The 21,665-nt window shown below is 67.1% G+C and carries 24 protein-coding genes; 7 read left to right on the plus strand and 17 right to left on the minus strand.

Translation table 11 applies throughout. The features are described 5' to 3' along the window. Positions 1-11 precede the first annotated feature (11 nt). The 10 genes from flgK to flgB form a co-directional block, all read right to left on the minus strand. A complete protein-coding gene (flgK, locus tag TBU01S_RS09475) occupies positions 12-2,051 on the minus strand; it encodes a flagellar hook-associated protein FlgK (protein WP_068636395.1) in 2,040 nt (679 codons plus the stop codon). A gap of 96 nt (positions 2,052-2,147) precedes the next feature. Beyond that, positions 2,148-3,194 (minus strand): flagellar assembly peptidoglycan hydrolase FlgJ, encoded by a 1,047-nt coding sequence (gene flgJ / locus TBU01S_RS09480; RefSeq protein WP_068636396.1) that lies wholly within the window; start codon positions 3,192-3,194, stop codon positions 2,148-2,150. 9 nt (positions 3,195-3,203) lie between these two features. Then, complete coding sequence (locus TBU01S_RS09485; RefSeq protein ID WP_068636397.1) at positions 3,204-4,331, minus strand: flagellar basal body P-ring protein FlgI; 1,128 nt, start codon at positions 4,329-4,331, stop codon at positions 3,204-3,206. A 12-nt stretch (positions 4,332-4,343) separates the two neighbouring features. Next, positions 4,344-5,021, minus strand: a complete 678-nt coding sequence (locus tag TBU01S_RS09490; RefSeq protein ID WP_068636398.1) for a flagellar basal body L-ring protein FlgH — start codon at positions 5,019-5,021, stop codon at positions 4,344-4,346. Between the two features lie 10 nt (positions 5,022-5,031). Continuing rightward, a complete protein-coding gene (gene flgG / locus TBU01S_RS09495) occupies positions 5,032-5,814 on the minus strand; it encodes a flagellar basal-body rod protein FlgG (protein ID WP_068636399.1) in 783 nt (260 codons plus the stop codon). Positions 5,815-6,000: 186 nt separating this feature from the next. After that, complete coding sequence (gene flgF, locus TBU01S_RS09500) at positions 6,001-6,735, minus strand: flagellar basal-body rod protein FlgF (protein ID WP_004335294.1); 735 nt, start codon at positions 6,733-6,735, stop codon at positions 6,001-6,003. A 47-nt stretch (positions 6,736-6,782) separates the two neighbouring features. After that, on the minus strand, positions 6,783-8,111 hold the full coding sequence (gene flgE, locus TBU01S_RS09505; RefSeq protein ID WP_068636400.1) for a flagellar hook protein FlgE: 1,329 nt from the start codon (positions 8,109-8,111) through the stop codon (positions 6,783-6,785). A gap of 15 nt (positions 8,112-8,126) precedes the next feature. Continuing rightward, on the minus strand, positions 8,127-8,795 hold the full coding sequence (locus TBU01S_RS09510; protein ID WP_004335288.1) for a flagellar hook assembly protein FlgD: 669 nt from the start codon (positions 8,793-8,795) through the stop codon (positions 8,127-8,129). 39 nt (positions 8,796-8,834) lie between these two features. Continuing rightward, on the minus strand, positions 8,835-9,239 hold the full coding sequence (gene flgC / locus TBU01S_RS09515; protein WP_068636401.1) for a flagellar basal body rod protein FlgC: 405 nt from the start codon (positions 9,237-9,239) through the stop codon (positions 8,835-8,837). A gap of 11 nt (positions 9,240-9,250) precedes the next feature. Then, a complete protein-coding gene (flgB, locus tag TBU01S_RS09520) occupies positions 9,251-9,667 on the minus strand; it encodes a flagellar basal body rod protein FlgB (RefSeq protein ID WP_004335280.1) in 417 nt (138 codons plus the stop codon). Positions 9,668-9,929: 262 nt separating this feature from the next. On the opposite strand from flgB, the gene flgA reads away from it, so the two are divergent. From flgA to vapC, 6 genes are all read left to right on the plus strand, one after another. Then, on the plus strand, positions 9,930-10,640 hold the full coding sequence (flgA, locus tag TBU01S_RS09525; RefSeq protein ID WP_068636402.1) for a flagellar basal body P-ring formation chaperone FlgA: 711 nt from the start codon (positions 9,930-9,932) through the stop codon (positions 10,638-10,640). A gap of 100 nt (positions 10,641-10,740) precedes the next feature. Continuing rightward, the gene (flgM, locus tag TBU01S_RS09530) at positions 10,741-11,037 is read left to right on the plus strand and encodes a flagellar biosynthesis anti-sigma factor FlgM (RefSeq protein ID WP_004335275.1); all 297 of its coding nucleotides are present in this window, start codon (positions 10,741-10,743) and stop codon (positions 11,035-11,037) included. A 61-nt stretch (positions 11,038-11,098) separates the two neighbouring features. Beyond that, complete coding sequence (locus TBU01S_RS09535; RefSeq protein WP_028792488.1) at positions 11,099-11,590, plus strand: flagella synthesis protein FlgN; 492 nt, start codon at positions 11,099-11,101, stop codon at positions 11,588-11,590. Between the two features lie 64 nt (positions 11,591-11,654). Next, positions 11,655-13,643, plus strand: coding sequence for a DNA topoisomerase IV subunit B (locus TBU01S_RS09540; RefSeq protein ID WP_068636403.1), 1,989 nt, complete (start codon positions 11,655-11,657; stop codon positions 13,641-13,643). A gap of 96 nt (positions 13,644-13,739) precedes the next feature. Continuing rightward, positions 13,740-13,970, plus strand: a complete 231-nt coding sequence (locus tag TBU01S_RS09545) for an antitoxin (RefSeq protein ID WP_068636404.1) — start codon at positions 13,740-13,742, stop codon at positions 13,968-13,970. After that, entirely contained in the window at positions 13,967-14,407 is a 441-nt protein-coding gene (gene vapC / locus TBU01S_RS09550; RefSeq protein ID WP_068636405.1) for a type II toxin-antitoxin system tRNA(fMet)-specific endonuclease VapC, read from the plus strand. The genes TBU01S_RS09545 and vapC overlap by 4 nt, the downstream gene beginning before the upstream one ends. Positions 14,408-14,423: 16 nt before the next feature. Here the strand turns inward: vapC and dmeF are convergent, their stop codons facing one another. The 4 genes from dmeF to TBU01S_RS09570 all read right to left on the minus strand — a co-directional run bounded on the left by dmeF (position 14,424) and on the right by TBU01S_RS09570 (position 16,603). Then, positions 14,424-15,425, minus strand: coding sequence for a CDF family Co(II)/Ni(II) efflux transporter DmeF (dmeF, locus tag TBU01S_RS09555; protein WP_068636406.1), 1,002 nt, complete (start codon positions 15,423-15,425; stop codon positions 14,424-14,426). After that, positions 15,422-15,694: a metal/formaldehyde-sensitive transcriptional repressor gene (locus tag TBU01S_RS09560; RefSeq protein WP_068636407.1), complete on the minus strand. Its 273-nt coding sequence runs from the start codon at positions 15,692-15,694 to the stop codon at positions 15,422-15,424. Before TBU01S_RS09560 ends, dmeF begins: the two co-directional genes overlap by 4 nt. A 208-nt stretch (positions 15,695-15,902) precedes the next feature. Continuing rightward, a complete protein-coding gene (locus TBU01S_RS09565) occupies positions 15,903-16,295 on the minus strand; it encodes a type II toxin-antitoxin system VapC family toxin (protein WP_068636408.1) in 393 nt (130 codons plus the stop codon). Next, a complete protein-coding gene (locus TBU01S_RS09570) occupies positions 16,292-16,603 on the minus strand; it encodes a FitA-like ribbon-helix-helix domain-containing protein (RefSeq protein ID WP_245650885.1) in 312 nt (103 codons plus the stop codon). The genes TBU01S_RS09565 and TBU01S_RS09570 overlap by 4 nt, the downstream gene beginning before the upstream one ends. A gap of 148 nt (positions 16,604-16,751) precedes the next feature. Between TBU01S_RS09570 and parC the strand changes: the two genes are divergently transcribed. Continuing rightward, complete coding sequence (parC, locus tag TBU01S_RS09575) at positions 16,752-19,166, plus strand: DNA topoisomerase IV subunit A (protein WP_068636409.1); 2,415 nt, start codon at positions 16,752-16,754, stop codon at positions 19,164-19,166. A 6-nt stretch (positions 19,167-19,172) separates the two neighbouring features. Here parC and motD read toward each other — a convergent pair whose 3' ends face one another. From motD to TBU01S_RS09590, 3 genes are read right to left on the minus strand one after another with little or no spacing between them, the layout of a single operon-like run. Further along, positions 19,173-20,057, minus strand: a complete 885-nt coding sequence (gene motD / locus TBU01S_RS09580; protein ID WP_068636410.1) for a flagellar motor protein MotD — start codon at positions 20,055-20,057, stop codon at positions 19,173-19,175. A 9-nt stretch (positions 20,058-20,066) separates the two neighbouring features. After that, on the minus strand, positions 20,067-20,807 hold the full coding sequence (locus TBU01S_RS09585; protein WP_068636411.1) for a flagellar motor protein: 741 nt from the start codon (positions 20,805-20,807) through the stop codon (positions 20,067-20,069). A gap of 32 nt (positions 20,808-20,839) precedes the next feature. Continuing rightward, a complete protein-coding gene (locus tag TBU01S_RS09590) occupies positions 20,840-21,601 on the minus strand; it encodes an RNA polymerase sigma factor FliA (RefSeq protein ID WP_068636412.1) in 762 nt (253 codons plus the stop codon). Positions 21,602-21,665 lie beyond the last annotated feature (64 nt).

A 21,665-nucleotide genomic window follows, 5' to 3' on the forward strand; every position in this document is an offset into this window, starting at 1 on the left:
ATGTTTCCGGCTCAGCGGCCGATGGCGATGAGTTCGTCGAACAGCCGCTGCGCCACGGTCATGACGCGGGCCGAGGCCTGATAGGCAAGCTGGAAGCGGATCAGGTTGGCCGCTTCCTCGTCCAGATTGACGCCCGAGACGCTGTCGCGCGCCGAGGTGGCCTGTGTCACCAGCGCCTGCTGCGCGGCTTCGTTGACCTGGGCTTCGCGCGTCTTGTTGCCGACGGTGGTCACGGTCTGGGCATAGACCGACTGGAACGTGGCGGTCGGCCGCCCGCCGGCATCGGCCAGCAGGGTCTTGGACGTCTGCAGCGCGCCGAGCGCGACCGCATTGCGGTTGTCGGCGACGCCGGCAGCGTTCGGCGCGAAGGCGAAAGTGTCGCCAGCTTCGGGCGTGCCGCTGAACTCGAAGTCGAACTCATACCCGCCCGGGCCGGTGACGCGGAAGCGCGCTCCGGACGAATCCGTGGCCGGGTCGAAGGTCGTGCCGGTGCCGCCGCTTGGATAGGCGGTATCCGTCAGCCACTGTCCGCTCGTGCTGTCCTGCCGCAGGCGCTCGATGGTGTAGCCGGCCGGCACCGACAGACTGGTGCCGCCGAAGCTGGCCGAGAAGGCGGCGAAATCCGGCTTGCCGTCGCCCGAAGCATCCATGCCGGCGTTGCTGCGGACATCGATGTTGGCCAGCTTGCCCGTGCCCTGGTTGGTCAATGGCGCGGTCACCGACATCGGCCCGCCGGCGGCGATTTCGCGCGGATCGGAAATGGCCACGGAAATGTCGCGCGCGGCGTTGCGCGTCGGCTGGATCAGCAGCCCCTTGGCCGGCACGCTGGCCGCGTCCGGAATCGTGACCGACAGGCCGCCGCCGTTCAACGTCAGCGGCCCGGCGGCCGGCAGGCTCAGGGAAGCCAGCTCCTCGTTGCCGGCAAACAGCCTGAGCGCGCCGCCGTCGCTGTCGATGGCGACGCGGTAATCCCTGGCCCGCACCGCGCTCACGTCGGTGATGCCGGCGCTGACGCCCGCCGTGGCCGGCACGACCGTGGGCGTGATCGGCTTGAAGAAGTCCTTGCCGAAGACCCCTTCCAGGTCGATGCCGAGCTTGTGCTGGGCATTGACGGTTTCGGTGATGCCCAGCGCGATCAGGCCCAGTTCGTTCTGTGCGGCATCGAGCGACACGCGGCGGAACTCCAGCAGCCCGCCGAGCGTTCCGCCGGTCAGCAGCGATTCCGCCAGTTCCATGCGGTTGCCGCCCGGCGCCACCATCGAGATCGCGCCGCGTGTCGGATCGTTGGCGCTGGGCACGACTTCGAAGGTCGATACCGTGCCACGCAGCACCAGCGACTGCCCCGAGCCGATGAACACCGACACCGCGCCGTTCGCCTGCGCGCCATCGGTTTCCTCGACGATGGTGATCTTCACCAGCTTGTTCAGTTCGGCCAGCAACTGGTCGCGCTGGTCCAGCAGGTCGTTGGCCGGCGTGCCGGCTCCGCCCGCCTGGGCGATGACGATGCGCTGGTTCATGTCCGCGATCGCCTGCGCATAGGTGTTGATCGACTCGACCGTCTGCACGATGCTGCCTTCGACGCCGTCACGGATTTCTTCCAGCCGGGCATTCAGCGACTGGAAGCGCGACGCCAGCGACTGGGCATTGGAAATCAGCGCCTGGCGCGCCGCCACGCTGGTCGGGTTGGAAGCGACTTCCTGCACGCCGGCAAAGAAGTTTTCCATCGCCGGCGACAGCCCGGTGGTGCGATCGGCCAGCAGGTTGTTGATCTGGCCGACTTGCGCGCCGTAGGCCGCATATTGCGAGCGGCGGTTGTCGGCCTGCAGGATCTGTCCTTCCAGGAAGCGGTCGTAGCTGCGCGTCACCGAGGACACCTGGGTGCCCTGGCCGAAAAAGCCCGCGCCGGTGAACAAGGGCTGCAGCGCACTCTGCCCCACCGTTTGCCGGTGGTAGCCCTTGGTCCCTGCATTGGTGATGTTGTGACTGGTGGTATTGAGCTGGGCCTGTGCCGCATTGAGGCCCGTCATTCCGATGTTCAGCATGCCAGCCATGATGGTCTTCCTGATCCGCGATTGCCTGGAAAGGGTTCAGCAAGAAGGATGCCACCCCGAAACCGGCAATTCATGCGGCCATCCGGAGCGGCAGGCTCAGCCGATGCCGGCCAGTGCGCTGCGCAGCGTGCTGCCGCCGATGATGCGGGTGAGCTTGTCGGCGTACTGCGGATCGGTGGCATAGCCGGCATCCTGCAGGCTGCGGGCGAAGCCGGCAGCATCGGTCTGGCCCAGCACGCCGGCGTAGCGCGGGCTGCGCGCCATCAGGCTGGCATAGTCGCGGAAGGATTCGGCATAGGACGAATACGAGCGGAAGCGTGCCGCTTCGGCATAGGGGCGGCCGTCGGCATATTCGGTGACCTCGCGGTCGACGGTGCGGCCGCGCCAGGCCGAGCCGGCCTTGATGTTGAACAGGTTGTGGCTGGGGCTGCCGTCGGCATGGCGCAACTGCTTCTCGCCCCAGCCCGTTTCCAGCGCCGCCTGCGCCACCATGAAGGCGGGCGGGATGCCGGTGCGCTTGCTGGCTTCGACGGCATGCGGCCACACCTCGGCGACGAAGCCGCGGACCTTGTCCGACACCGCGCCGCCAAGCTGGCGCACGCGCTGGATCGCCTCCCTGAAGCCGGCTTCGAGCACGCCGCCGCCGGCCGCCCTGGCATCGCCGGAGGCAGCCGGCGCAGCAGCCTCGGCACGGGCCTGAACCGGCACCGCGCGCCGCGCGGCGGCAGATATTGCCGCGCCGCGAAGCACGCCGGCAAGCGGAAAGCCATCCTTGCCGCCCTGCCCGGTCTGCCCGGCCTGTGCGGGCGCCGCCAGGGCATCCGTACCCGCCGCACCTTCATCCTTGCCGCCAAGCTGGCGGAACAGGGTATCGGCGAGGCCGGTGCCGCGCCCCTGCGACAGGTTCAGTGCCATCTGCTGGTCGAGCAGGCTCTGGTACATGCGGGTCTGGTCACTGTCGAGCAGGCTGTTCTGCGGCGTGGCGTCGCGCATCGACTTCAGCATCATCTGCATGAACAAGGCCTCGAACTGCTTCGAGGCCGCGCGCAAGGCCTCATTCGAGCGGCCTTCGCTGCGGGCGAGCCGCTGCAGCTCGCCGAGCGAGTTGGGATCGAGGGCGTTGAGCTGGACGCCGGCGTTCATGGCCCGCCCTCAGATGATTTCCAGCTCGGCGCGCAGCGCGCCGGCCGCCTTCATCGCCTGCAGGATGCTGACCAGGTCCATCGGCTTGGCGCCCAATGCGTTGAGCGCCTTGACCACGTCGGCCAGATTGCCGCCGGCACGCACGTTGTGGATGCTGCCGCCGTCCTGGCGGATGTCGACCTGGCCCTGGTTCTGCGCCGCCACCGTCTCGCCGCGCGAGAACGGCGCCGGCTGGCTGACTTCGGTCTGGCTGTCGACGGTGACGGTGAGGTTGCCGTGCGACACCGCCACGTTCTGCAGCGTCACGCGCTGGTTCATGACCACCGAGCCGGTGCGCGAATTGACGATGACCTTGGCGATCTGCTCGCCCGGTGCCACCCTCAGGTTCTCGATCCGGCCGAGGAAGGCCACGCGGCGCGACACGTCCTGCGGCGCCATGACCTGGATGCTGCGGCCGTCCAGCGCATAGGCCGAGCCCGGCGCAATCGCGTTGATGGCATCGACCACCTTGCCGGCGGTGTGGAAATCGGCTTCATTGAGCTCGACCATGACGAAGTCGCCCTGCCCGACCGACGCGGCCACGCCGCGCTCCACCGTGGCGCCGCCGGGAATCCGCCCTGCCGCCAAATGGTTGATGGTCTGCGCCGCGCCGCCCGCCGCGCCGCCCGCGCCGCCGACGGCGAGGTTGCCCTGGGCCACCGCATACACCTGGCCGTCCGCGCCTTTCAGCGGCGTCATCACCAGCGTGCCGCCGCGCAGACTCTTGGCGTTGCCGATCGAGGACACGGTGACGTCGATCGCCTGGCCGGGCCGGGCGAAGGCCGGCAGGCTGGCCGTCACCATCACCGCGGCGACGTTCTTCAACTGCATGTTGGTGCCCTGCGGCACGGTGACGCCCATGTTGCCCAGCATGTTGACGATGCTCTGCTTGGTGAAGGGCGTCTGCGTGGTCTGGTCGCCGCTGCCGTCGAGGCCGACCACCAGGCCATAGCCGACGAGCTGGTTCTCGCGCACGCCGGCGATGGTGGCCAGGTCCTTGATGCGCTCGGGCGCGGCTTCGGCCGCCGACACGAAGAAGATGCCGGCCGCCACGGCCACCACCAGCGCGCGCGTCAGCAGGGATCGGAAGGCGTTCATGTCTGGCCCCGTTCAGAAAGGCAGGATGGCGAGGAAGAAGCGCTGCAGCCAGCCCATGGTGTTGGACTGGTCGATGACGCCGGTGCCGCGGTATTCGATGCGCGCATCGGCGACCTGGATCGACTGCACCGTATTGGTCGACGTGACGGTGTTGGGGTCGACCACGCCCGAGAAGCGGATGAATTCGTTGCCCTGGTTGATCGCCAGCATCTTCTCGCCCGACACCAGCAGGTTGCCGTTGGCGTAGACGTCGATGACCGTGACCGTGATCGTGCCGTTGAAGGCGTTGTTGGCGCGGGCGCTGCCGGCGCCGTTGAAGCCGGAATCGACCCCGGCCTCGACGTTCAGCCCATTGAGCCCGCCCAGCGGCAGGCGCGAGGAGGCGGTGATGCCGCCCGTCATTTCGGAGCTGCGCGTTGCGCTGGTGTTGGCGCTCTTGGTCGCGGTGTTGCGCTCGACCAGGTTGATCGTGATGATGTCGCCGACATGGCGCGCGCGCCTGTCCTCGAACAGCGGGCGCGCCAGCGCCGCCTGGTAGATGGCGCCGTTCGCGGCGGGTGCCGGAGCCTGGCCGTCCGGGCGCACGCTCATCGGCTGATGCACGGCGGTCGGCGGCACGGTTTCGATGGCGGCGCAGCCCGACAGCAGCGCCAGCGCGGCGGCAAGCCAGAATGCGGACAGCGGTTTCATGGCGATGCGCTCACAGCTGGGTGAGCCGGCCCAGCATCTGGTCGGACGTGGAGATGGCGCGCGAATTCAGCTCGTAGGCGCGCTGCGTGACGATCATGCTGACGAGTTCCTCGGCGACGTTGACGTTCGAGTTCTCGACGTAGCCCTGGTTGATGACGCCCGCGCCATTGGTGCCCGGCTCGGTCGGCGTGGCCTCGCCGCTCGACGCCGTCTCGTAGAACAGGTTCTCGCCCATGCTCTGCAGGCCGCCCGGATTGACGAAGGTGGCGAGCTGGATCTGGCCGACGGGCTGCATCTCGATCTGGTTGGGCAGCTTGACGGTGACGGTGCCGTCCTTGCCGATGGAGATCTGCGTGGCATCGGCGGGGATCTGAATGGCGTCGAGCAGCGGATAGCCGCTGGCGGTGATGACGTTGCCCTGGTTGTCGAGCTGCAGCGCACCGTCGCGGGTGTAGGCCGTGGTGCCGTCGGGCATCGCGATCTGCAGGAAACCGTTGCCCTGTATCGCGAGGTCGAGCGCGCCGCCCGTCTGCTGCGGACTGCCCTGGGTGAAGATGCGCTCGGTGGCCACCGGCCTCACGCCGGTACCGATCTGCAGACCGCTCGACACCTGGGTCTGCTGCGTGGTCTGCGCCCCCGGCTGGCGGATCGTCTGGTACAGCAGATCCTCGAACACTGCGCGCTGGCGCTTGTAGCCGTTGGTCGAGACGTTGGCGAGGTTGTTGGAGATCACGTCCAGCGAAGTCTGCTGGGCATCGAGCCCGGTACGGGCGGTCCACAGGGAGCGGATCATGATGGAGTCCTCTGTTCTGCGTTGCCGTGCCGGCAGGCCTTGCCGGCACGCGGCGGCGATTGCCGCTTCTTGCACGGGATCAGTCTAGGCCCTTGCCGGCCACGGCCATCCCGCGATAAACAACGCAAAAACCGTGCTAATCATGCGCAAGGGGGCGGACGGCGGGCATCGGCGCCCGCGTGCGCCTCAGCGCGCAGCCAGCACCTGCGTGGCGGCACGGTCGTTGGCTTCGGCCGTTTGCAGCATGCGGACCTGCATCTCGAACTGCCGCGCGAGCGAGATCATCTGCACCATCTGGTCGGCGACATTGACGTTGCTGCCTTCGAGGTAGCCGCCCGCGACCTGCACGTTCTCGTCCGCCGGCGCCGGCGCGCCGCCGGCGAGCCGGAACAGGCCGTCATCGCCACGCACCAGTTCGGCCTCGGGCGGATTCACCAGCTTGAGCCGGGCGACGATATTGACGATGTTGCCGTTCGGGTCGATGGACGACACCGAGCCGTCGCGGCCGATGACGATCTCGGTATCGGGCGGCAGCGCGATCGGCCCGCCGTCGCCTGCCACCGGCAACCCGTCGCGGGTCTGCAGGATGCCGGCGGGGCTCAGCGTGAGGCTGCCGTCGCGGGTATAGCCTTCGCTGCCGTCGGGCAGTTGCACGGCCAGCCAGCCCTTGCCTTCCACCGCCACGTCGTAGGGCCGGCCGGTGTACTGGATCGGCCCCGGGGTGAAGTCGTTGGCAATGCTGGCGTCGACCGCGAACGAACGCGAGCGGAAGGCCTCGGTCTGGATTTCCACGCCGCGCAGCTTGTGCATCTGTGCGCGAAAGCCGGTGGACGCGGCATTGGCGATGTTGTTCGACACCGCCGCCTGCTGGTTCATCGTCCCAGTGGCGCCGGTCATCGCCGTATAGATCAGACGGTCCATGCTCTACTCCCCCTGCCCGGGCTGCCCGGAACGAACCCCTGCCGCCATCAGCGCAGGTTGACCAGCGTCTGCAGGATCTGGTCCTGCGTGCGGATCGACTGCGCATTGGCCTGGTAGTTGCGCTGCTGGATGATCATCTGCACCAGTTCCTGGGTCAGGTCGACGTTCGACTCCTCGACCTGGCCGGCGGAGATGACGCCGTTCATGCCGTTGCCCGGCGTGCCCCGCGCGAAGCCGCCAGACTCCGGCGTCTCGACCCAGTAGTTGTTGCCGATGGGCGACAAGCCGTTGTTGTTGCGCACGGTGGTCAGGTTGACGATGCCGACGTCCTTGGTGTCGCCGTTCGAGTAGCGCGCCTGGATGATGCCGTTGCGGCTGATCGACAGGCCGGATATTTCTCCCGGCGGGGCCCCGTCCTGCTTCAGTTCGCGCGGTTTGGACTCGCCGCCGAACTGCGTGATGGCGTTCAGCCCCAGCGTGGACTCGTTCGGGTTGACCGCGTCCGTCCCCAGCAGCGCGCTGAACACCGAGCCGTTGGTCGGCGGCGTGACGCCCGCCGTCACATGCGGCGTGACCGCGGCCACCCGGCCCACACCATCGAAACCGATCGTGGAATTGTGGGTGAGCGTGCTGGTGTCGTTGTCGACGACGGTGTAGGCATCCCATTCGCTGTAGGTCGGGGGCGCCGTCGTGGTGTCGACGACGTCGCTGCGGCGCACGAAGTAGAAGGACAGCGTGTGCTCCTTGCCCAGTGAATCGAAGATCGGGATTCCGGTTGAGTACGTGTAGGTCAGCGGGTCCGACGGATCGATCGCCGCGGCCGGCGGCGCCGGCGTCGGAATCACTTCGGCATCGGCGCTGAGGTTCAGGTTCAGGCTGATTTCCGAGGTCTCTATCGCCCCCACGCCCGAGGCGGGCACGATCAGCGGCCGGAAGGTATCCACCGAGGCCGTTGCCGGCGCATAGACGTCGCCCGACACCGGATCGATCGCCTGGTAGCCCATCAGACGGTCGCCGAGCGAGGTGACGATGTAGCCTTCCTTGTTGATGTCGAACTGCCCGTTGCGCGACAGCGCGTAGCCGCCGTTCTGCAGTTCGATCTCGAAGAAGCCGTTGCCGTTGATCGCCATGTCCAGCGGGTTGCTGGTGGTGGTGACGTTGCCCTGGGTGAAGGCCTGGCGCACCGCCTGCACCGCGCTGCCGATGCCGATCTGGATTTTCGACACGGCGCCGGTGAGCGACGAGGCATAGGCGTCCGCGAACACCGTGCCGGAGTTCTTGAAGCCCACGGTGCTGGCGTTGGCGACGTTGTTCGAGATGACGTCGAGCGCCTTGGAGGAGGAGTTCAGGCCGCTGAGGCCTTGCTGGAATGCCATGATCGGTGCTCCGGATCAGAGGATCTGCTTGATGTCGTCCAACTTGAACAGGCCGAGGTCGCCCACCTGCAGGTCGGTGCCCTTGGTGCCGCGAACGATGCTGGTGACGGCGCCGAACTGCAGCGTGCGCCCCTCGACCTTGTCGTCGCCACGCGTCGCCGACAGGGACAGCGTGTAGACGCCGTCGGCCGCGCGCGAGCCGTCTTCCGCCGTGCCGTCCCAGACGAAGTTGTGGCTGCCGGCCTCGAGGCCGTCGAAGACCATCTGCTTGACAACCAGGCCCGAACTGTCCCTGATCGTCAGCGTCGTGGTATCCGCCGGGCCGTCGATTTCGAAGCCGCCGATCCCGCCGGCCTCGGTCAGCACCACGCGCTGGCCCTCGACCAGCACGCCGCGCCCGATCAGCGCCGCAGCGTTCAGGCCCTCGGACGAAGCCTGCGAATCGAAGAAGGACTGCACCATCTTGTTGAGGCGCTCGATGCCATCGACCGTGCTCATCTGCGCGAGCTGCGAGGTCAACTCGGCGTTCTCCATCGGATTCATCGGATCCTGGTTCTGGAGCTGGGTGGTCAGCAGCTTGAGAAAACGGCCCTGCATGTCCTCTTCCGCCGCCTGCACGGGTTCGCTGCGGGCCAGCTTGGACAGTACGTTTTCCGCTGTCGTGTTGTTCGAGACGGTGGTCATGAATCTCTCCTGCTCACGGCATCATTTGCCGGACAGCGCTTACTGTCCGATCTGCAGGGTACGTTGAAGCAATGTCCGTGCCGTATTCATGATCTCGGCGTTGTTCTGGTACGAACGCGAGGCCGAGATCATGTTCACCATCTCCTCGGCGACGTTCACGTTGGGCATTTCGACATAGCCTTCGACGTTCGCCGCCGGATTGTTCGGCTCGTACACCAGCCGCATCGGCGCCGCGCTGTCGACGATCTGGGTCACCTGCACGCCGACCGAAGCCGGCCCCGCCATCTGGCGGGCGGCGAAGACGACCTGCTTGGCGCGGTAGGGTTCGCCCGTCTCGGTGGTCACGCTGTCGGCGTTGGCAAGGTTGGAGGCCGTGGTGTTGAGCCGCAGCGACTGGGCATTGAGCGCCGAGCCGGCGATCTGGAAAACGTTGAGCATGCTCATGATGAAGCTCCTTACTGGCCGGTGAGCGCCGTGTTCATCGAACGCAGCATGCCGTTGATGAAGGTCACGCTCGCCTCGTAGCGCAGCGAGTTCTCGGCGAAGGCCGCGCGCTCGACGTCCATGTTGACGGTATTGCCGTCGACGGCGGACTGGAGTTCGGTGCGGTACAGCGTGAAGCTGTCGGCGCCCGGTGCGCCGCCGCCGGCGATGTGGCCGCGGTGCGTGGTGTCGAGCGCCACGCCGGGCAGGCCGCCGCCGGGCGCATTGCCCAGCGCACTGTCGAGGGCGCTGCGGAAATCGATATCGCGCGCCTTGTAGTGCGGCGTGTCGGCATTGGCGATGTTCGACGCCAGCAGTTCCTGGCGATGGGCCTGGAGATTGAATGCCGCCTGGTGGAAGCGCATCTGGTTGTCGAGCAGGGTCTTCATCGCCTTACCTCGCGGATGGAAGTGCCGCGCCCCGCGAATGGGGAACGCAATCGATGGCTATGGAAGGTGCAGCTTTCATGCCAGCGATGCTAAGCCCCGGCCCGCTTTCGCCCTCGCCGGATAAGGCGGAGGAAAACCGCCCAAATCTGCCGCTTGCGGACACGGGCGGCAAAACCTGCCCCCCCCTTCCTGCCGCCAGCTTCCCGCAGCCCTGCCCGCACGCGGCTTGCCTCGCTGGAAGAGGCATGCTGCAATCCGCCCCATGAACCGTCCGCTCCCACGCCCTGCCGCCCTGTGGCGCGGTGTGTCGTCCCTCGTGCTTTTCGCCCTCTTCCTCCCGGCCGCCGCCCACCAGCCCCCCGAGGCAGTCGAAGCGGCCGTCCGCGGCTTTCTGGAACGGGAAGTCCAGGGCCTGCCCGGCGACGTACGGATCGGCGTCCGCGCCTTCGACCCGGACAACCGGCTTCCGCCGTGTACGGCGCTCGAAGCCTTTCTCCAGCCCGGCACCCGCGCCTGGGGGCAGGTGAGCGTCGGCGTGCGCTGCAACGCACCGGCCGCATGGACGGCCTGGGTACAGGCCCGGGTCCAGGTCTTCGGCCCCTACCTGGTCACCACCCGTGCCCTGCGCTCGGCCGAGATCATCGGCACGGCCGACGTCGAAATGCGCGAGGGCGAACTCAGCGCCCTGCCCGACAACGTGCTGACCGCGCCCGAACAGGCGCTCGGCCACGCCACGCGCTTTGCCCAGGCGGCCGGCGCACCGCTGCGCGCGGGAAGCCTGCGCCTGCCGGACGCGGTGCGCCGCGGGCAGACCGTTCCTGTGGTGACGCGAGGGCCGGGCTTTGCGGTATCGGGCGAAGGCCAGGCCCTGAACGGCGCGGCCCCCGGCGAACGGGTCCGCATCCGGCTCGGCAACGGCCAGATCGTGCAAGGGCGGGTACGGCCCGACGGCGCGGTGGATGTCGATTTCTAGGCCGTCACCGCGTTTTTTGGCCGGGTGTGAAATAAATCACTAAAGTTTCACGAAACGCGGCCGTCTACCCATTCGTGTCAATGGGTTTTTGGAGACCATCATGAAAATCGAGAACACGGGCAAAGCCTATGTTCCCTCGCAGGTACAGGATGCCCGCACGCCTGCGCAGCCCGGCAGGGCCCCGGTGCAGGCCAGTGGCGACAGCGTGCAGCTTTCCCCGCTCGCCACGCTGATGAAGAAGGCTGAAAGCGCGATTTCGGAATCGTCCGAGGTCGACCAGAAGCGTGTGGACGAGATCCGTCAGGCGATCTCCGAAGGCCGCTTCAAGATCGACGCCAACCGCATCGCGGACGGCCTCATCGCCAGCGTCAGGGACATGCTCGAATCGCGCGGCTGATCCATCGGCGGGCAACGGGGAGTAAGATCCGGCTCCGCACGCACTGAAAGCGCACGATACGATGAAACAGCCCGCCCCGCCCACGCCCTCCGCCGATCAGCAACGGCTTGCGTTGCTGATCGAAGCCGAATCGATGCAGCTCGGCGAATTCCTGGCCATTCTCGAACGTGAGGAAGGCCTGCTCGTGCAAGGCGACACCGATGCGCTGGTCAATGTCGCCAACGAGAAGAACGAACGCTACCGCCAGCTCCAGCGCCTGCACGACGAACGCTCCCTGCTGCTGGCACGCATGGGCCATGGCGTGTCCGACGCCGCCATCCGCAAGATCTGCGCAAACCTCCCGCGCGTGCTGGCACGCTGGGACGAGGTGATATCGCGCGCGCGCCAGGCGCGCGACCGCAATGCCCTCAACGGCCAACTCATCCTCGAACGCATGGCCGGCAACCAGGCCGCGCTCACCGTGCTGCTGTCGGCCGCCAACCATCCGCAGCTCTACGACGCCGACGGCCTCGCCAAGCCCACCGGCGGCGGCCGCATCCTCGGCAGCGCCTGAACATTCGTCCAGTATCCAGCTCTGCTATCCTTGCGCCCTTCGTGAAACCGGACGGGCCCGCAGCATGGCTGGCAAGCAAGACACTCCCAAGCAATACGACGAATCCTCCTTCCGCGTCCTGAAGGGACTGGAGCCGGTGCGCGAGCGCCCCGGCATGTACACCCGCACCGACAGCCCGGCGCACATCATCCAGGAAGTCATCGACAACGCCGCCGACGAGGCGCTGGCCGGCTTCGCGAAGAAGATCCACGTCAGCCTGCACCTGGACGGCTCGGTCACCGTTGCCGACGACGGCCGCGGCATCCCGGTCGGCCTGCACCCGGAGGAAGGCGTGCCGGTGGTGGTGCTGGCCTATACCCGGCTGCACGCCGGCGGCAAGTTCGACAAGCGCGAAGGCAACTCGGCCTATGCCTTCTCGGGCGGCCTGCACGGCGTCGGCGTGTCGGTCACCAATGCGCTGTCGACCCGCATCGAAGTCGAGATCAGACGCGACGGCAAGATCCACCGCATCGACTTCGCCAACGGCGGCGAGGACATCGGCGCCGTCCGCATCGAAGGCGACTGCGGCCGCCAGAGCGGCACCCGCGTGCGCGTGTGGCCGGACGCGAAATACTTCGAATCGCCGCGCGTGCCGATGCACGAACTCGAACGCCTGCTGCGCTCCAAGGCCGTGCTGCTGTCCGGCGTGTCGGTGCGGCTCGACGTCGAGCAGGCCGGCGGCGGCATGCAGAGCAAGACCTGGACTTATCCCGAAGGCCTGGCCGGCTACCTGAAGGAACTTGCCGGCGACATCGACGCGGTCGCGCCGATCTTCACCGCCGAGAAATACGCCGGCAAGGACGACAGCAGCTTCGCCCCCGGCGAAGGCGCGGCCTGGGCGCTGGCCTGGTTCGAATCCGCGGTGCCGAGCGAGTCCTACGTCAACCTGATCCCGACCGTCAATGGCGGCACCCACGAGTCCGGCCTGCGCGCCGGCGTGTTCGAGGCGATGAAGTCCTTCATCGACCACCACACCCTGCTGCCGCGCGGCGTCAAGCTACAGCAGGAAGACGTCTGCGGGCGCATGAGCTTCGTGCTGTCGGCCCGCCTGCTCGACCCGCAGTTCCAGGGCCAGGTGAAGGAAAAGCTCAACTCGCGCGAGGCGGTCAAGCTCGTCTCCAGCCAGTTGCGCGACCCCTTCGAGATCTGGCTCAACAACCACGTCGACGCCGGCAAGGCCATCGCCGAACTGTCGATCAAGCAGGCCCTGGCGCGGCAGAAGAGCGCGCAGAAAGTCGAGAAGAAGAAAACTTCGGGCGTCGCCGTGCTGCCGGGCAAGCTGTCGGACTGCGAATCCGAGGACATCGCCGACAACGAGCTCTTCCTGGTCGAAGGCGACTCCGCCGGCGGCTCGGCCAAGATGGCGCGCAACAAGGAGACCCAGGCCATCCTGCCGCTGCGTGGCAAGGTGCAGAACGCGTGGGAAATCGACCCCGACCGCCTGTTCGCCAATGCCGAGATCCACGACATCGCCGTCGCCCTGGGTGTGGACGCGCACAAGGCCGACAGCGAGGTCGACCTTTCGGGCCTGCGCTACGGCAAGGTCGTCATCATGTCCGACGCCGACGTCGACGGCGCCCACATCCAGACCCTGCTGCTGACCCTGTTCTTCCGCCACTTCCCCAAGCTGATCGAAAGCGGCCACGTATACGTGGCGCAGCCGCCGCTGTACCGCGTCGACGTCCCCGCCCAGGGCAAGAAGCGCCCGCCGCGCCGCCTGTACGCGCTGGACGAAGGCGAACTCACCGCCATCCGCGACCGCCTGGAGCAGGAAGGCTTCCGCCCCGACGCCATCGAGATCGGCCGCTTCAAGGGCCTGGGCGAAATGAACCCCGACCAACTGCGCGAAACCACCATGGATCCCGCCACCCGCCGCGTGCTGCCGGTCAAGGTGCGCGGCGGTGCACTGCAGGACACGCTGAAGATGTTCACGCTGCTGATGGGCAAGGGCGAAGCTTCGAGCCGGCGGGCCTGGATGGAGGAAAAGGGCGACAGCGTCGAAGCGGACATCTGAGCCCCGCAGGCGGCGGACGGAGAAACCGTTCTCCCTGCCCCGGAATCTATCGATGATATATACTCCATCCAGCATCGTCCGGCAGGAGAAAACGTCATGGATACCGCCAAGCTCTTCATCAATGGCCGCAGCCAGGCTGTCCGCCTGCCCAAGGAATACCGCTTCGACGGCGACGAGGTGATGGTCAAGCGCGTGGGCGATGCCGTCGTGCTGCTGCCGCGCCATGGCTGGCGAACCCTGTTCGATGCGCTCGACCAGTTCGAGCCCGGCTTCGAGCTGGTGCGCGAGCAGCCGCCGCCGCAGCAACGCGAGGCGATCGCGCCATGAGGTACATGCTCGACACCAACATCTGCATCTACCTGATCAACCACCGCCCGGCCCACGTCCGCCATCGCTTCGAAGCGCACCCCATCGGCGACATCGGCATCTCGGTCATCACCGCCTGCGAACTGGCCTACGGCGTCGCCAAAAGCGATTCGGCGCGCAACCGCGCAGCGCTGGAGGCCTTCCTGCTGCCGCTCGACATCGCCCCCTTCGACGAAGCAGCGGTATGGAAATATGCCATCCTGCGCGCCGAACTGGAACGCAGCGGCGCCCCCATCGGCTCGCTCGACACCCAGATCGCCGCCCATGCGCTCGCGCTGGACTGCACCCTGGTCACCAACAACACGCGCGAATTCGCCCGCATCGGCGGACTCAGGGCCGAAAACTGGGCCGAACCGCTGCTGCATGAGCCGGCAGCGCCGTGGCCTGCAGCATCGTGAGCCCCCGACGAATCCTCTACCGCGCCTCTCCCAGGGCTGGATCGAGCAGCAATTCGGTCTCCAGCGTCACATGCGACAACTCGTGGATATGGGCGAGCATCGCCTTGTAGGTCTGCGAGTCCTTCGGCGCGACCGAGGCCAGCGAGACGATCGCCGCGAAGTGGCCTGGCCCCACCTGCCAGACGTGGATGTCGGTGATCCTGTCGCCGGTGGCGGCGAGCGCTTCCCGTATCTCTTCGCGCACCTCCTCCCCTTCGGGCACCGCATCCAGCAGCACGCTGCCCGCGTCGCGGATCAGACCCCATGACCAGCGGCCGATGACCAGCGCGCCGACCACGCCCATCAACGGATCGGCCCACAGCCAGCCATAGCTGCGGCCAAGCAGCAGCGCGACGATGGCCAGCACCGAAGTCAGCGCATCGGCCAGCACGTGCATGTAGGCCGCGCGCAGATTGTTGTCGGGCGTATGGCCGTGGTGGTGATGGCCATGCCCGTCGTCATGGTGGTGCGCATGGCCATGTCCGTGATGGTGATGATGCGTATGGTCATCCTTCAGTAGCCAGGCCGACACCAGATTGACGATCAGGCCCAGCACCGCGACCAGGATCGCCTGGTTGAAGCTGATCGGCACCGGATCGGCCAGCCGCGACAGGCTCTCCCAGCCAACCAGCAGCGCAACCAGCGCCAGCACCACCGCGCTGGCGAAGCCGGCGAGGTCGCCCAGCTTGCCGGTGCCGAAGGTGAAGCGGGCATTGCGCGCATGGCGTCTGGCGTAGGAATAGGCCAGCGCGGTGATCAGCAAGGCACCGGCATGGGTGGACATGTGCCAGCCATCGGCAACCAAGGCCATCGAGCCATATATCGTCCCGGCCACGATCTCCGCCACCATCATCGCCGCCGTCAGCGCGATCACCAGCCACACCCGCCGCTCGTTGCGATGGTGATCGCGGCCGAGGAAAACGTGCTCATGGGACGGCTGGAAATTCCCCGCCGCCGCTGCATTCGGATGCGTGCTCATTTCAGGTAGGTCCGGATGACGCCGATCATTTCCTGTCCGCCTGCGCGGCGCTCATCCTCGCTTGCGGGTTCGATGACGTGCTCCTGCAGGTGGCCTTCCATCACTTCCGCGGTCAGCCCGGTCAGCGCACCACGCGCCGACGCGAGTTGCCGCAGGACCTCGCCGCACGAGGTCTCCGCCTCCAGCGCCCGCTCGACGCCATCGAGCTGCCCCTTGATCCGCCTGATGCGGGCGATCAGCTTTTCCTTCTGGCGGATGGTGTGCGACATGGCCGGTTCCGTCGTGACTATAGTATAGGGGGCTATACTAAACCAAGCTTCACCCTATCGCCACAGACGGGCCTGTCCGGCTATCTCGAATCCAGGAATGGCAATCGGCCTGCTGCCGGCCACAATCGCCGGCGCCGCCTGGCTGACCTTCCTGTACGCCTGAACATCGAGCCGCTGCATGCGGCCAGATCAGGAACGACTCGAGGTATCAGCCTGCAAGAGCAACAGCGAACTCTGGAAATGCCTTGAGTATTTTCCTGTCCATCGTCACCAGCTTCACATCGAAACGCCTGGCCAATGCAACGAACTCGCAGTCACAGGCCGAGCAAGCGCTGTCACGGACCAGATCCAGCACGTCGTGCGAGAGCACCTCGAATTCGAATCCTGCCATCAAGGCTTCGGCTTCCGCCTGCAAACTGCAGACCTGCTCAAAAGTCAGCATCCCGCGACGGAGGTATCCCGCCAGGATGTTCCGGAACTCGCTTCGCCACAGTGGCGGAGCGGCCCATTCGGGCTCCCGTTCCAGCAAGGCTTCCGCAGCCTCGGTCAAGTCTCCGGGCAGATACAGGTATGCCAGGACATTGCTGTCGACGACGATCATTTGCGCCCCGCGCGCTTGGCCTCGTCGATGTCCTTCGCGCTGAACTGCCCTTGCGGCAAACCGGCACGAAGCTCGCGAGCGCGGGCCAGCCTGTCGTGAGACACAGCTCGGTTCGGCAACAGCACGGACTCCAGACATACGATGGCTTCGTTGTTCAGACTGCGGCGATGCAGCTCCGCGGCAGCCTTCAGACGCTCGTACACCGCGTCCGGAATGTTCTTCAGCGTAAGGGAAACCGGCATGTCAGCCTCCGTCAATAAAACCAGAATGGTTCCATTCTGGTTTATCGAAGCAGCAAGTTCAAGCATATGCCTCATCCCGGCCTGATCACCTTTCGCCTCGATCGCCAGCCACTCCCGTGCATCCGCGCATCGGCTCGCACCCAGGCGCGTGCTCGGGGTAAGATCGCCCCCTTTCGCAGCAGCAGCGGCCGCACATCCGGGGCCGCTTCGATCGATGAGCAACGACACTTCCGACCTGTTCGGCACGCCCGAACCGTCCGCCGACGCCAAGGCTGCGGCCACGCCCGATACCTCTGCCACGCTGCCGCCCGCCGACGCCGGCCTGGCGCCCCCCCCTGCCCCGCCCGCCGCACCTGAACCGGCAGAAGAGGACGACGGCACCCTGGCGCTCGACCGCTATGCCGAGCGCGCCTATCTCGCCTACGCCATGAGCGTGGTGAAATCACGCGCACTGCCGCAGGTGGAGGACGGGCTGAAGCCGGTGCAACGCCGCATCCTGTACGCGATGAACGAGATGCGGCTGTCGCCCGGCTCCAAGCACGTGAAGTCGGCGCGCGTGGTCGGCGACGTGATCGGCAAATACCATCCGCACGGCGACAGCAGCGTCTACGACGCGATGGTGCGGGTGGCGCAGGACTTCTCGCTGCGTTATCCGCTGGTCGACGGCCAGGGCAACTTCGGTTCGCGCGACGGCGACTCCGCCGCGGCGATGCGCTACACCGAATGCCGCCTGACGCCGATCGCCGAACTGCTGCTGTCCGAGATCGACCGCGGCACGGTGGATTTCGTCCCCAACTACGACGGCGCCTTCGAGGAGCCGAAGCTGCTGCCGGCCCGCCTGCCCTTCGTGCTGCTCAACGGCGCCTCCGGCATCGCGGTGGGCATGGCCACCGAAATCCCGCCGCACAACCTGCGCGAAGTGGCCGAAGCCGCCTGCCACCTGATCCGCAATCCGGAAGCGACGCTCGACGAAGTGCTCGGCATCATCCCCGGGCCGGACTTCCCCGGCGGCGGCCAGCTCATTTCCTCGCCCGAGGCGATCCGCGACGCCTACGCCTCCGGTCGCGGCAGCCTGCGCCTGCGCGCGCGCTGGAAGATCGAGGAACTCGCCCGCAACCAGTGGCGGGTGATCGTCGAGGAGCTGCCGCACGGCGTGTCGGCCGCGCAGGTGCTGTCCGAGATCGAGACCCTGACCAACCCGCAGCCGCGTGCCGGCAAGAAGGACGTCTCGCAGGAGCAGAAGAACCTCAAGCAGCTCGTACTCGGCGTGCTCGACACCGTGCGCGACGAATCCAGCGACAAGGCGCCGGTGCGCATCGTGCTGGAACCCAAGTCCAGCCGCCAGAGCCGCGACGAATTCATGGCGGTGCTGCTGGCCCACACCAGCCTGGAGACCTCGGCCTCGGTCAACATGACGATGATCGGCCGCGATGGCCGGCCGCAGCAGAAGAACCTGGTGCAGGTCCTGCAGGAATGGATCGACTTCCGCTACGTCACCATCGAACGCCGCACCCGCCACCGCCTGGACGAAGTCGACCGCCGCATCCACATCCTCGAAGGCCGCATGATCGCCTTCCTGCACATCGAGGAAGTGATCCGCGTGATCCGCGAGTCGGACGAACCCAAGCCGGCGCTGATCGCCGCCTTCGGCCTGTCCGAGACGCAGGCCGAGGACATCCTGGAAATCCGCCTGCGCCAGCTCGCGCGCCTGGAAGGCTTCAAGATCGAAAAGGAGCTGGCCGAACTGCGCGACGAACGCGACGGCCTGCAGCACATCCTCGACAGCCGCCCGGCGATGACCCGCCTGATCCTGAAGGAAATCCAGGCCGACGCGAAGAAATACGGCGACGACCGCCGCACCCTGGTCGAAGCCGTCGCCGCGGTGGCGCCGGCCGAGATCGCGGTACCGGACGAACCCGTCACCGTGATCGTGTCGAAGAACGGCTGGGTACGCTCGCGCCAGGGCCACGGCATCGACCCCGCCGGCATCGGCTACAAGGCCGGCGACTTCGGCTTCGCCGTGATCGAGACGCGCACCACCTGGCCGCTGATCGTCATCGACACCAACGGCCGCGCCTACACGATCAAGGTGTCCGAACTGCCCGGCGGACGCGGCGACGGCGTGCCGATCACCACGCTGGTGGAGTTCCAGGACGGCGGCAAGCTGGCGCAGGTCCTCAGCGATGCGCCCGAGACGGTCTGGCTGTTCGCCAACAGCGGCGGCTATGGCTTCCAGTGCAGCGTCGGCGACGCCAGCAGCCGCCAGCGTGCCGGCAAGGCTTTCATGAACCTTGAAAAGGGCGAGAAGGTGTTGCCACCGGCCAAGGCCCACGGCGACTGGATCGCCGCCGCGTCGGAAAACGGCCGCCTGCTGGTCTTCCCCCGCCCCGAGATGAAGACCCAGAGCGGCGGCCGCGGCGTGATCGTGATGGCGCTGGACGAAGGCGAGGCGCTGGCCGCCGTCGCCGTGCCGGCCGACGACGCGGTGCTGACCGTCGAAGGCAGCGGCCGTGGCGGCAGAGCGGTCGCCATCGAACTGAAGCCCGCCCAGCGCGAACCGCTGCGCCACCGCCGTGCGCGCAAGGGCGCGCCGCTGACGCCGAAGGTGAAGCCGGAAAAGATGCGCTGAGAAGCCTTAATCGGCGGGGGCTGCTTCCGCAGCGGCATCTGCCGACGCAGCAGCCCCGGTATCGACCTCTCCCGGCAGGATCGAGCGGATCGGGTCGTCGGGCGACATGCGCGTCGGCCCGACCGGTGTCGGTTCGACGTCGCGCGCTTCCAGCAGGATCGTAACGCGGCGGTTGCGGCCCCTGCCCTCTTCGCTGGCGTTGTCCGCCACCGGGCGCTGGTCGGCATAGCCGGCGACGCGTAGGCGGCCGGGCAGCACGCCGCTGTCGACGAACAGGCGCGCCACACTCGAAGCACGCACTGCCGACAGTTCCCAGTTCGACGGAAAGCGCCAGGAACCGATCGGCGTGCTGTCGGTATGGCCTTCGATGGTGATCGGGAATATCGAGGCCGCCAGCACCTGCGCCACCGCGCGCAGGGCCTCGGCCGCGGGCGCGCTCAGGGTCGCATCGCCCGACGCGAACAGCAGCGCGGCATTGATCTCGATGCTGATGCCGAACGCACCTTCGGACACATTGACTTCGCCGGTCTGCGCCAGTGCGCCCATCGCGCGGCGGATTTCCTCGGCCATGCCACGCATCTGCGCGGTGGTCTGCCTGCGGCGGGCCTCGGCCGCCTCCTGCAGCTCGGCGTTCGCCGGCGGCGCCGGCCTGACGACCGGCGCCATCGCCACCGGCGGCACGATGAACTGCTCGCCCCTGTCGGTGATGCTGAGACTGCGGAAGGCCTGGACGATCGAGTCCGACACGACGCGGTACTTGCCCTCGTTGATCGAGGACAGCGAATACATCACGACGAAGAAGGCGAACAGCAGCGTGATGAAGTCGGCGTAGGACACGAGCCAGCGCTCGTGGTTGTCGTGTTCTTCCGCCTGTCTGCGTCTGCGCGCCATGGCCTGCGGCTAGACCACGTAGCCCTGCATGCGGCTGGCGATGATGCGCGGGTTCTCGCCGTTGGCGATGCCGACGATGCCGTCGACGAACATCTCGCGCTGCGTCACCAGCACGCCGATCTGCGCCGCCAGCTTTTTGGCGATCGGCAGGAACACCAGGTTGGCGAAGCCCACGCCGTAGATGGTGGCGACGAAGGCGACGGCGATGCCCGCGCCCAGCCGCGAAGGATCGGACAGGTTCTCCATGACGTGGATCAGCCCCATCACCGCGCCGAGGATGCCGATGGTCGGCGCATAGCCGCCGGCCGCTTCCCAGATTCTGGTCGATTGCCGCATCCGGGCCTCCCAGGCGTCGATCTCCACTTCGAGCACTTCCCGCAGGCGCACCGGATCGACGCCATCGACCAGCAGTTGCAGCCCCTTGCGCATGAAGGGGTCCGGCAGGCTGCCGATGTGGTTCTCGAGCACCAGCAGGCCGTCCTTGCGCGCGATCTGGCCCCAATTGACGACCTGGTCGATCATGCGCGACGGATTGGTCACCGGTGGCACGAACACCCAGCGCGCCATGCGCACGCCATCGACGAAGATGCGCAGCGGACTCTGCAGCATCACCGCGCCCAGCGTGCCGCCGATGACGATGAAGAAGGCCGTCGGCTGCAGCAGCGAGGATACGTGCCCGCCTTCGAGCACCTGCCCGCCGACGATCGCGGCAAGCCCCAGCGCGAGGCCGAAGACACTGATCCTATCCATGACGCAGTCCGGGTATCGTCATCGGGCGCTCGTCAGGTCTGCTGCTTCTTGGGCGGCCGGCCGCGCCGCGCGGCCGCCGGCGCGTCGCCGCCGAACACCGACGAGCGCAGCCGCGCCACCGCCTGGCTGTGGAGCTGGCAGACCCGCGACTCGGTCACGCCGAGCACGGCGCCGATCTCGCGCAGGTTCAGTTCCTCGTCGTAGTAGAGCGCCATCACCAGTTGCTCGCGCTCGGGCAGCACCTGGATCGCCGACACCAGCCGCCGGCGCATGTCGGCATCTTCCAGCAGATCGAGCGGGTTGGCATCCTGCTGCGCGAGATGGCGTTCGAGGAAATCGTCGTTCCGATCCTGGCCGAAATCCTCGAAATACACCAATTGGTACCCACGCGCTTCCTGCAGCATGTGCTGGTACTCGGCCAGCGGCACGCCGAGCGACTCCGCCAGTTCGCCTTCGGTCGGCGCCCGTCCGTATTCCTGCTCGAGCATGTGGATGGCGGATTCGATGCGCCGCATGTCGCGCCGCAGGCTGCGCGGCAGCCAGTCCGCTTCGCGCAGGCCGTCAAGCATGGCGCCGCGGATGCGCTGCACGGCATAGGTTTCGAACTGTGCGCCGAGGCCGTCCTCGTAGCGGCCGATGGCATCGAGCAGACCCATCATGCCGTTCTGGATCAGGTCGTCGACTTCGACGCTGGCCGGCAGCCTGGCCATGAGCTGGTAGGCGATGCGCTTGACCAGCGGCGCATAAGCTTCGACCAGATGGGCCTTGTCGAGATTACCTTGGGCGTCGTACATCCATTGGGCCTGTATTTTCCTGCGGCGCGATCCGGCCGGCATACCTGGACGGGAAGTGGATTGC

Origin of the sequence: Thauera butanivorans NBRC 103042, from assembly GCF_001591165.1 — a bacterium.
GTDB lineage: Bacteria > Pseudomonadota > Gammaproteobacteria > Burkholderiales > Rhodocyclaceae > Thauera > Thauera butanivorans.

What these genes read in the sequence shown, in the direction of transcription:
- flgK (WP_068636395.1), bottom strand. Translation starts at nt 2,051, where the DNA reads ATGGCTGGCATGCTGAACATCGGAATGACGGGCCTCAATGCGGCACAG.
- flgJ (WP_068636396.1), bottom strand. Translation starts at nt 3,194, where the DNA reads ATGAACGCCGGCGTCCAGCTCAACGCCCTCGATCCCAACTCGCTCGGC.
- TBU01S_RS09485 (WP_068636397.1), bottom strand. Translation starts at nt 4,331, where the DNA reads ATGAACGCCTTCCGATCCCTGCTGACGCGCGCGCTGGTGGTGGCCGTG.
- TBU01S_RS09490 (WP_068636398.1), bottom strand. Translation starts at nt 5,021, where the DNA reads ATGAAACCGCTGTCCGCATTCTGGCTTGCCGCCGCGCTGGCGCTGCTG.
- flgG (WP_068636399.1), bottom strand. Translation starts at nt 5,814, where the DNA reads ATGATCCGCTCCCTGTGGACCGCCCGTACCGGGCTCGATGCCCAGCAG.
- flgF (WP_004335294.1), bottom strand. Translation starts at nt 6,735, where the DNA reads ATGGACCGTCTGATCTATACGGCGATGACCGGCGCCACTGGGACGATG.
- flgE (WP_068636400.1), bottom strand. Translation starts at nt 8,111, where the DNA reads ATGGCATTCCAGCAAGGCCTCAGCGGCCTGAACTCCTCCTCCAAGGCG.
- TBU01S_RS09510 (WP_004335288.1), bottom strand. Translation starts at nt 8,795, where the DNA reads ATGACCACCGTCTCGAACAACACGACAGCGGAAAACGTACTGTCCAAG.
- flgC (WP_068636401.1), bottom strand. Translation starts at nt 9,239, where the DNA reads ATGAGCATGCTCAACGTTTTCCAGATCGCCGGCTCGGCGCTCAATGCC.
- flgB (WP_004335280.1), bottom strand. Translation starts at nt 9,667, where the DNA reads ATGAAGACCCTGCTCGACAACCAGATGCGCTTCCACCAGGCGGCATTC.
- flgA (WP_068636402.1), top strand. Translation starts at nt 9,930, where the DNA reads ATGAACCGTCCGCTCCCACGCCCTGCCGCCCTGTGGCGCGGTGTGTCG.
- flgM (WP_004335275.1), top strand. Translation starts at nt 10,741, where the DNA reads ATGAAAATCGAGAACACGGGCAAAGCCTATGTTCCCTCGCAGGTACAG.
- TBU01S_RS09535 (WP_028792488.1), top strand. Translation starts at nt 11,099, where the DNA reads ATGAAACAGCCCGCCCCGCCCACGCCCTCCGCCGATCAGCAACGGCTT.
- TBU01S_RS09540 (WP_068636403.1), top strand. Translation starts at nt 11,655, where the DNA reads ATGGCTGGCAAGCAAGACACTCCCAAGCAATACGACGAATCCTCCTTC.
- TBU01S_RS09545 (WP_068636404.1), top strand. Translation starts at nt 13,740, where the DNA reads ATGGATACCGCCAAGCTCTTCATCAATGGCCGCAGCCAGGCTGTCCGC.
- vapC (WP_068636405.1), top strand. Translation starts at nt 13,967, where the DNA reads ATGAGGTACATGCTCGACACCAACATCTGCATCTACCTGATCAACCAC.
- dmeF (WP_068636406.1), bottom strand. Translation starts at nt 15,425, where the DNA reads ATGAGCACGCATCCGAATGCAGCGGCGGCGGGGAATTTCCAGCCGTCC.
- TBU01S_RS09560 (WP_068636407.1), bottom strand. Translation starts at nt 15,694, where the DNA reads ATGTCGCACACCATCCGCCAGAAGGAAAAGCTGATCGCCCGCATCAGG.
- TBU01S_RS09565 (WP_068636408.1), bottom strand. Translation starts at nt 16,295, where the DNA reads ATGATCGTCGTCGACAGCAATGTCCTGGCATACCTGTATCTGCCCGGA.
- TBU01S_RS09570 (WP_245650885.1), bottom strand. Translation starts at nt 16,603, where the DNA reads ATGCTTGAACTTGCTGCTTCGATAAACCAGAATGGAACCATTCTGGTT.
- parC (WP_068636409.1), top strand. Translation starts at nt 16,752, where the DNA reads ATGAGCAACGACACTTCCGACCTGTTCGGCACGCCCGAACCGTCCGCC.
- motD (WP_068636410.1), bottom strand. Translation starts at nt 20,057, where the DNA reads ATGGCGCGCAGACGCAGACAGGCGGAAGAACACGACAACCACGAGCGC.
- TBU01S_RS09585 (WP_068636411.1), bottom strand. Translation starts at nt 20,807, where the DNA reads ATGGATAGGATCAGTGTCTTCGGCCTCGCGCTGGGGCTTGCCGCGATC.
- TBU01S_RS09590 (WP_068636412.1), bottom strand. Translation starts at nt 21,601, where the DNA reads ATGTACGACGCCCAAGGTAATCTCGACAAGGCCCATCTGGTCGAAGCT.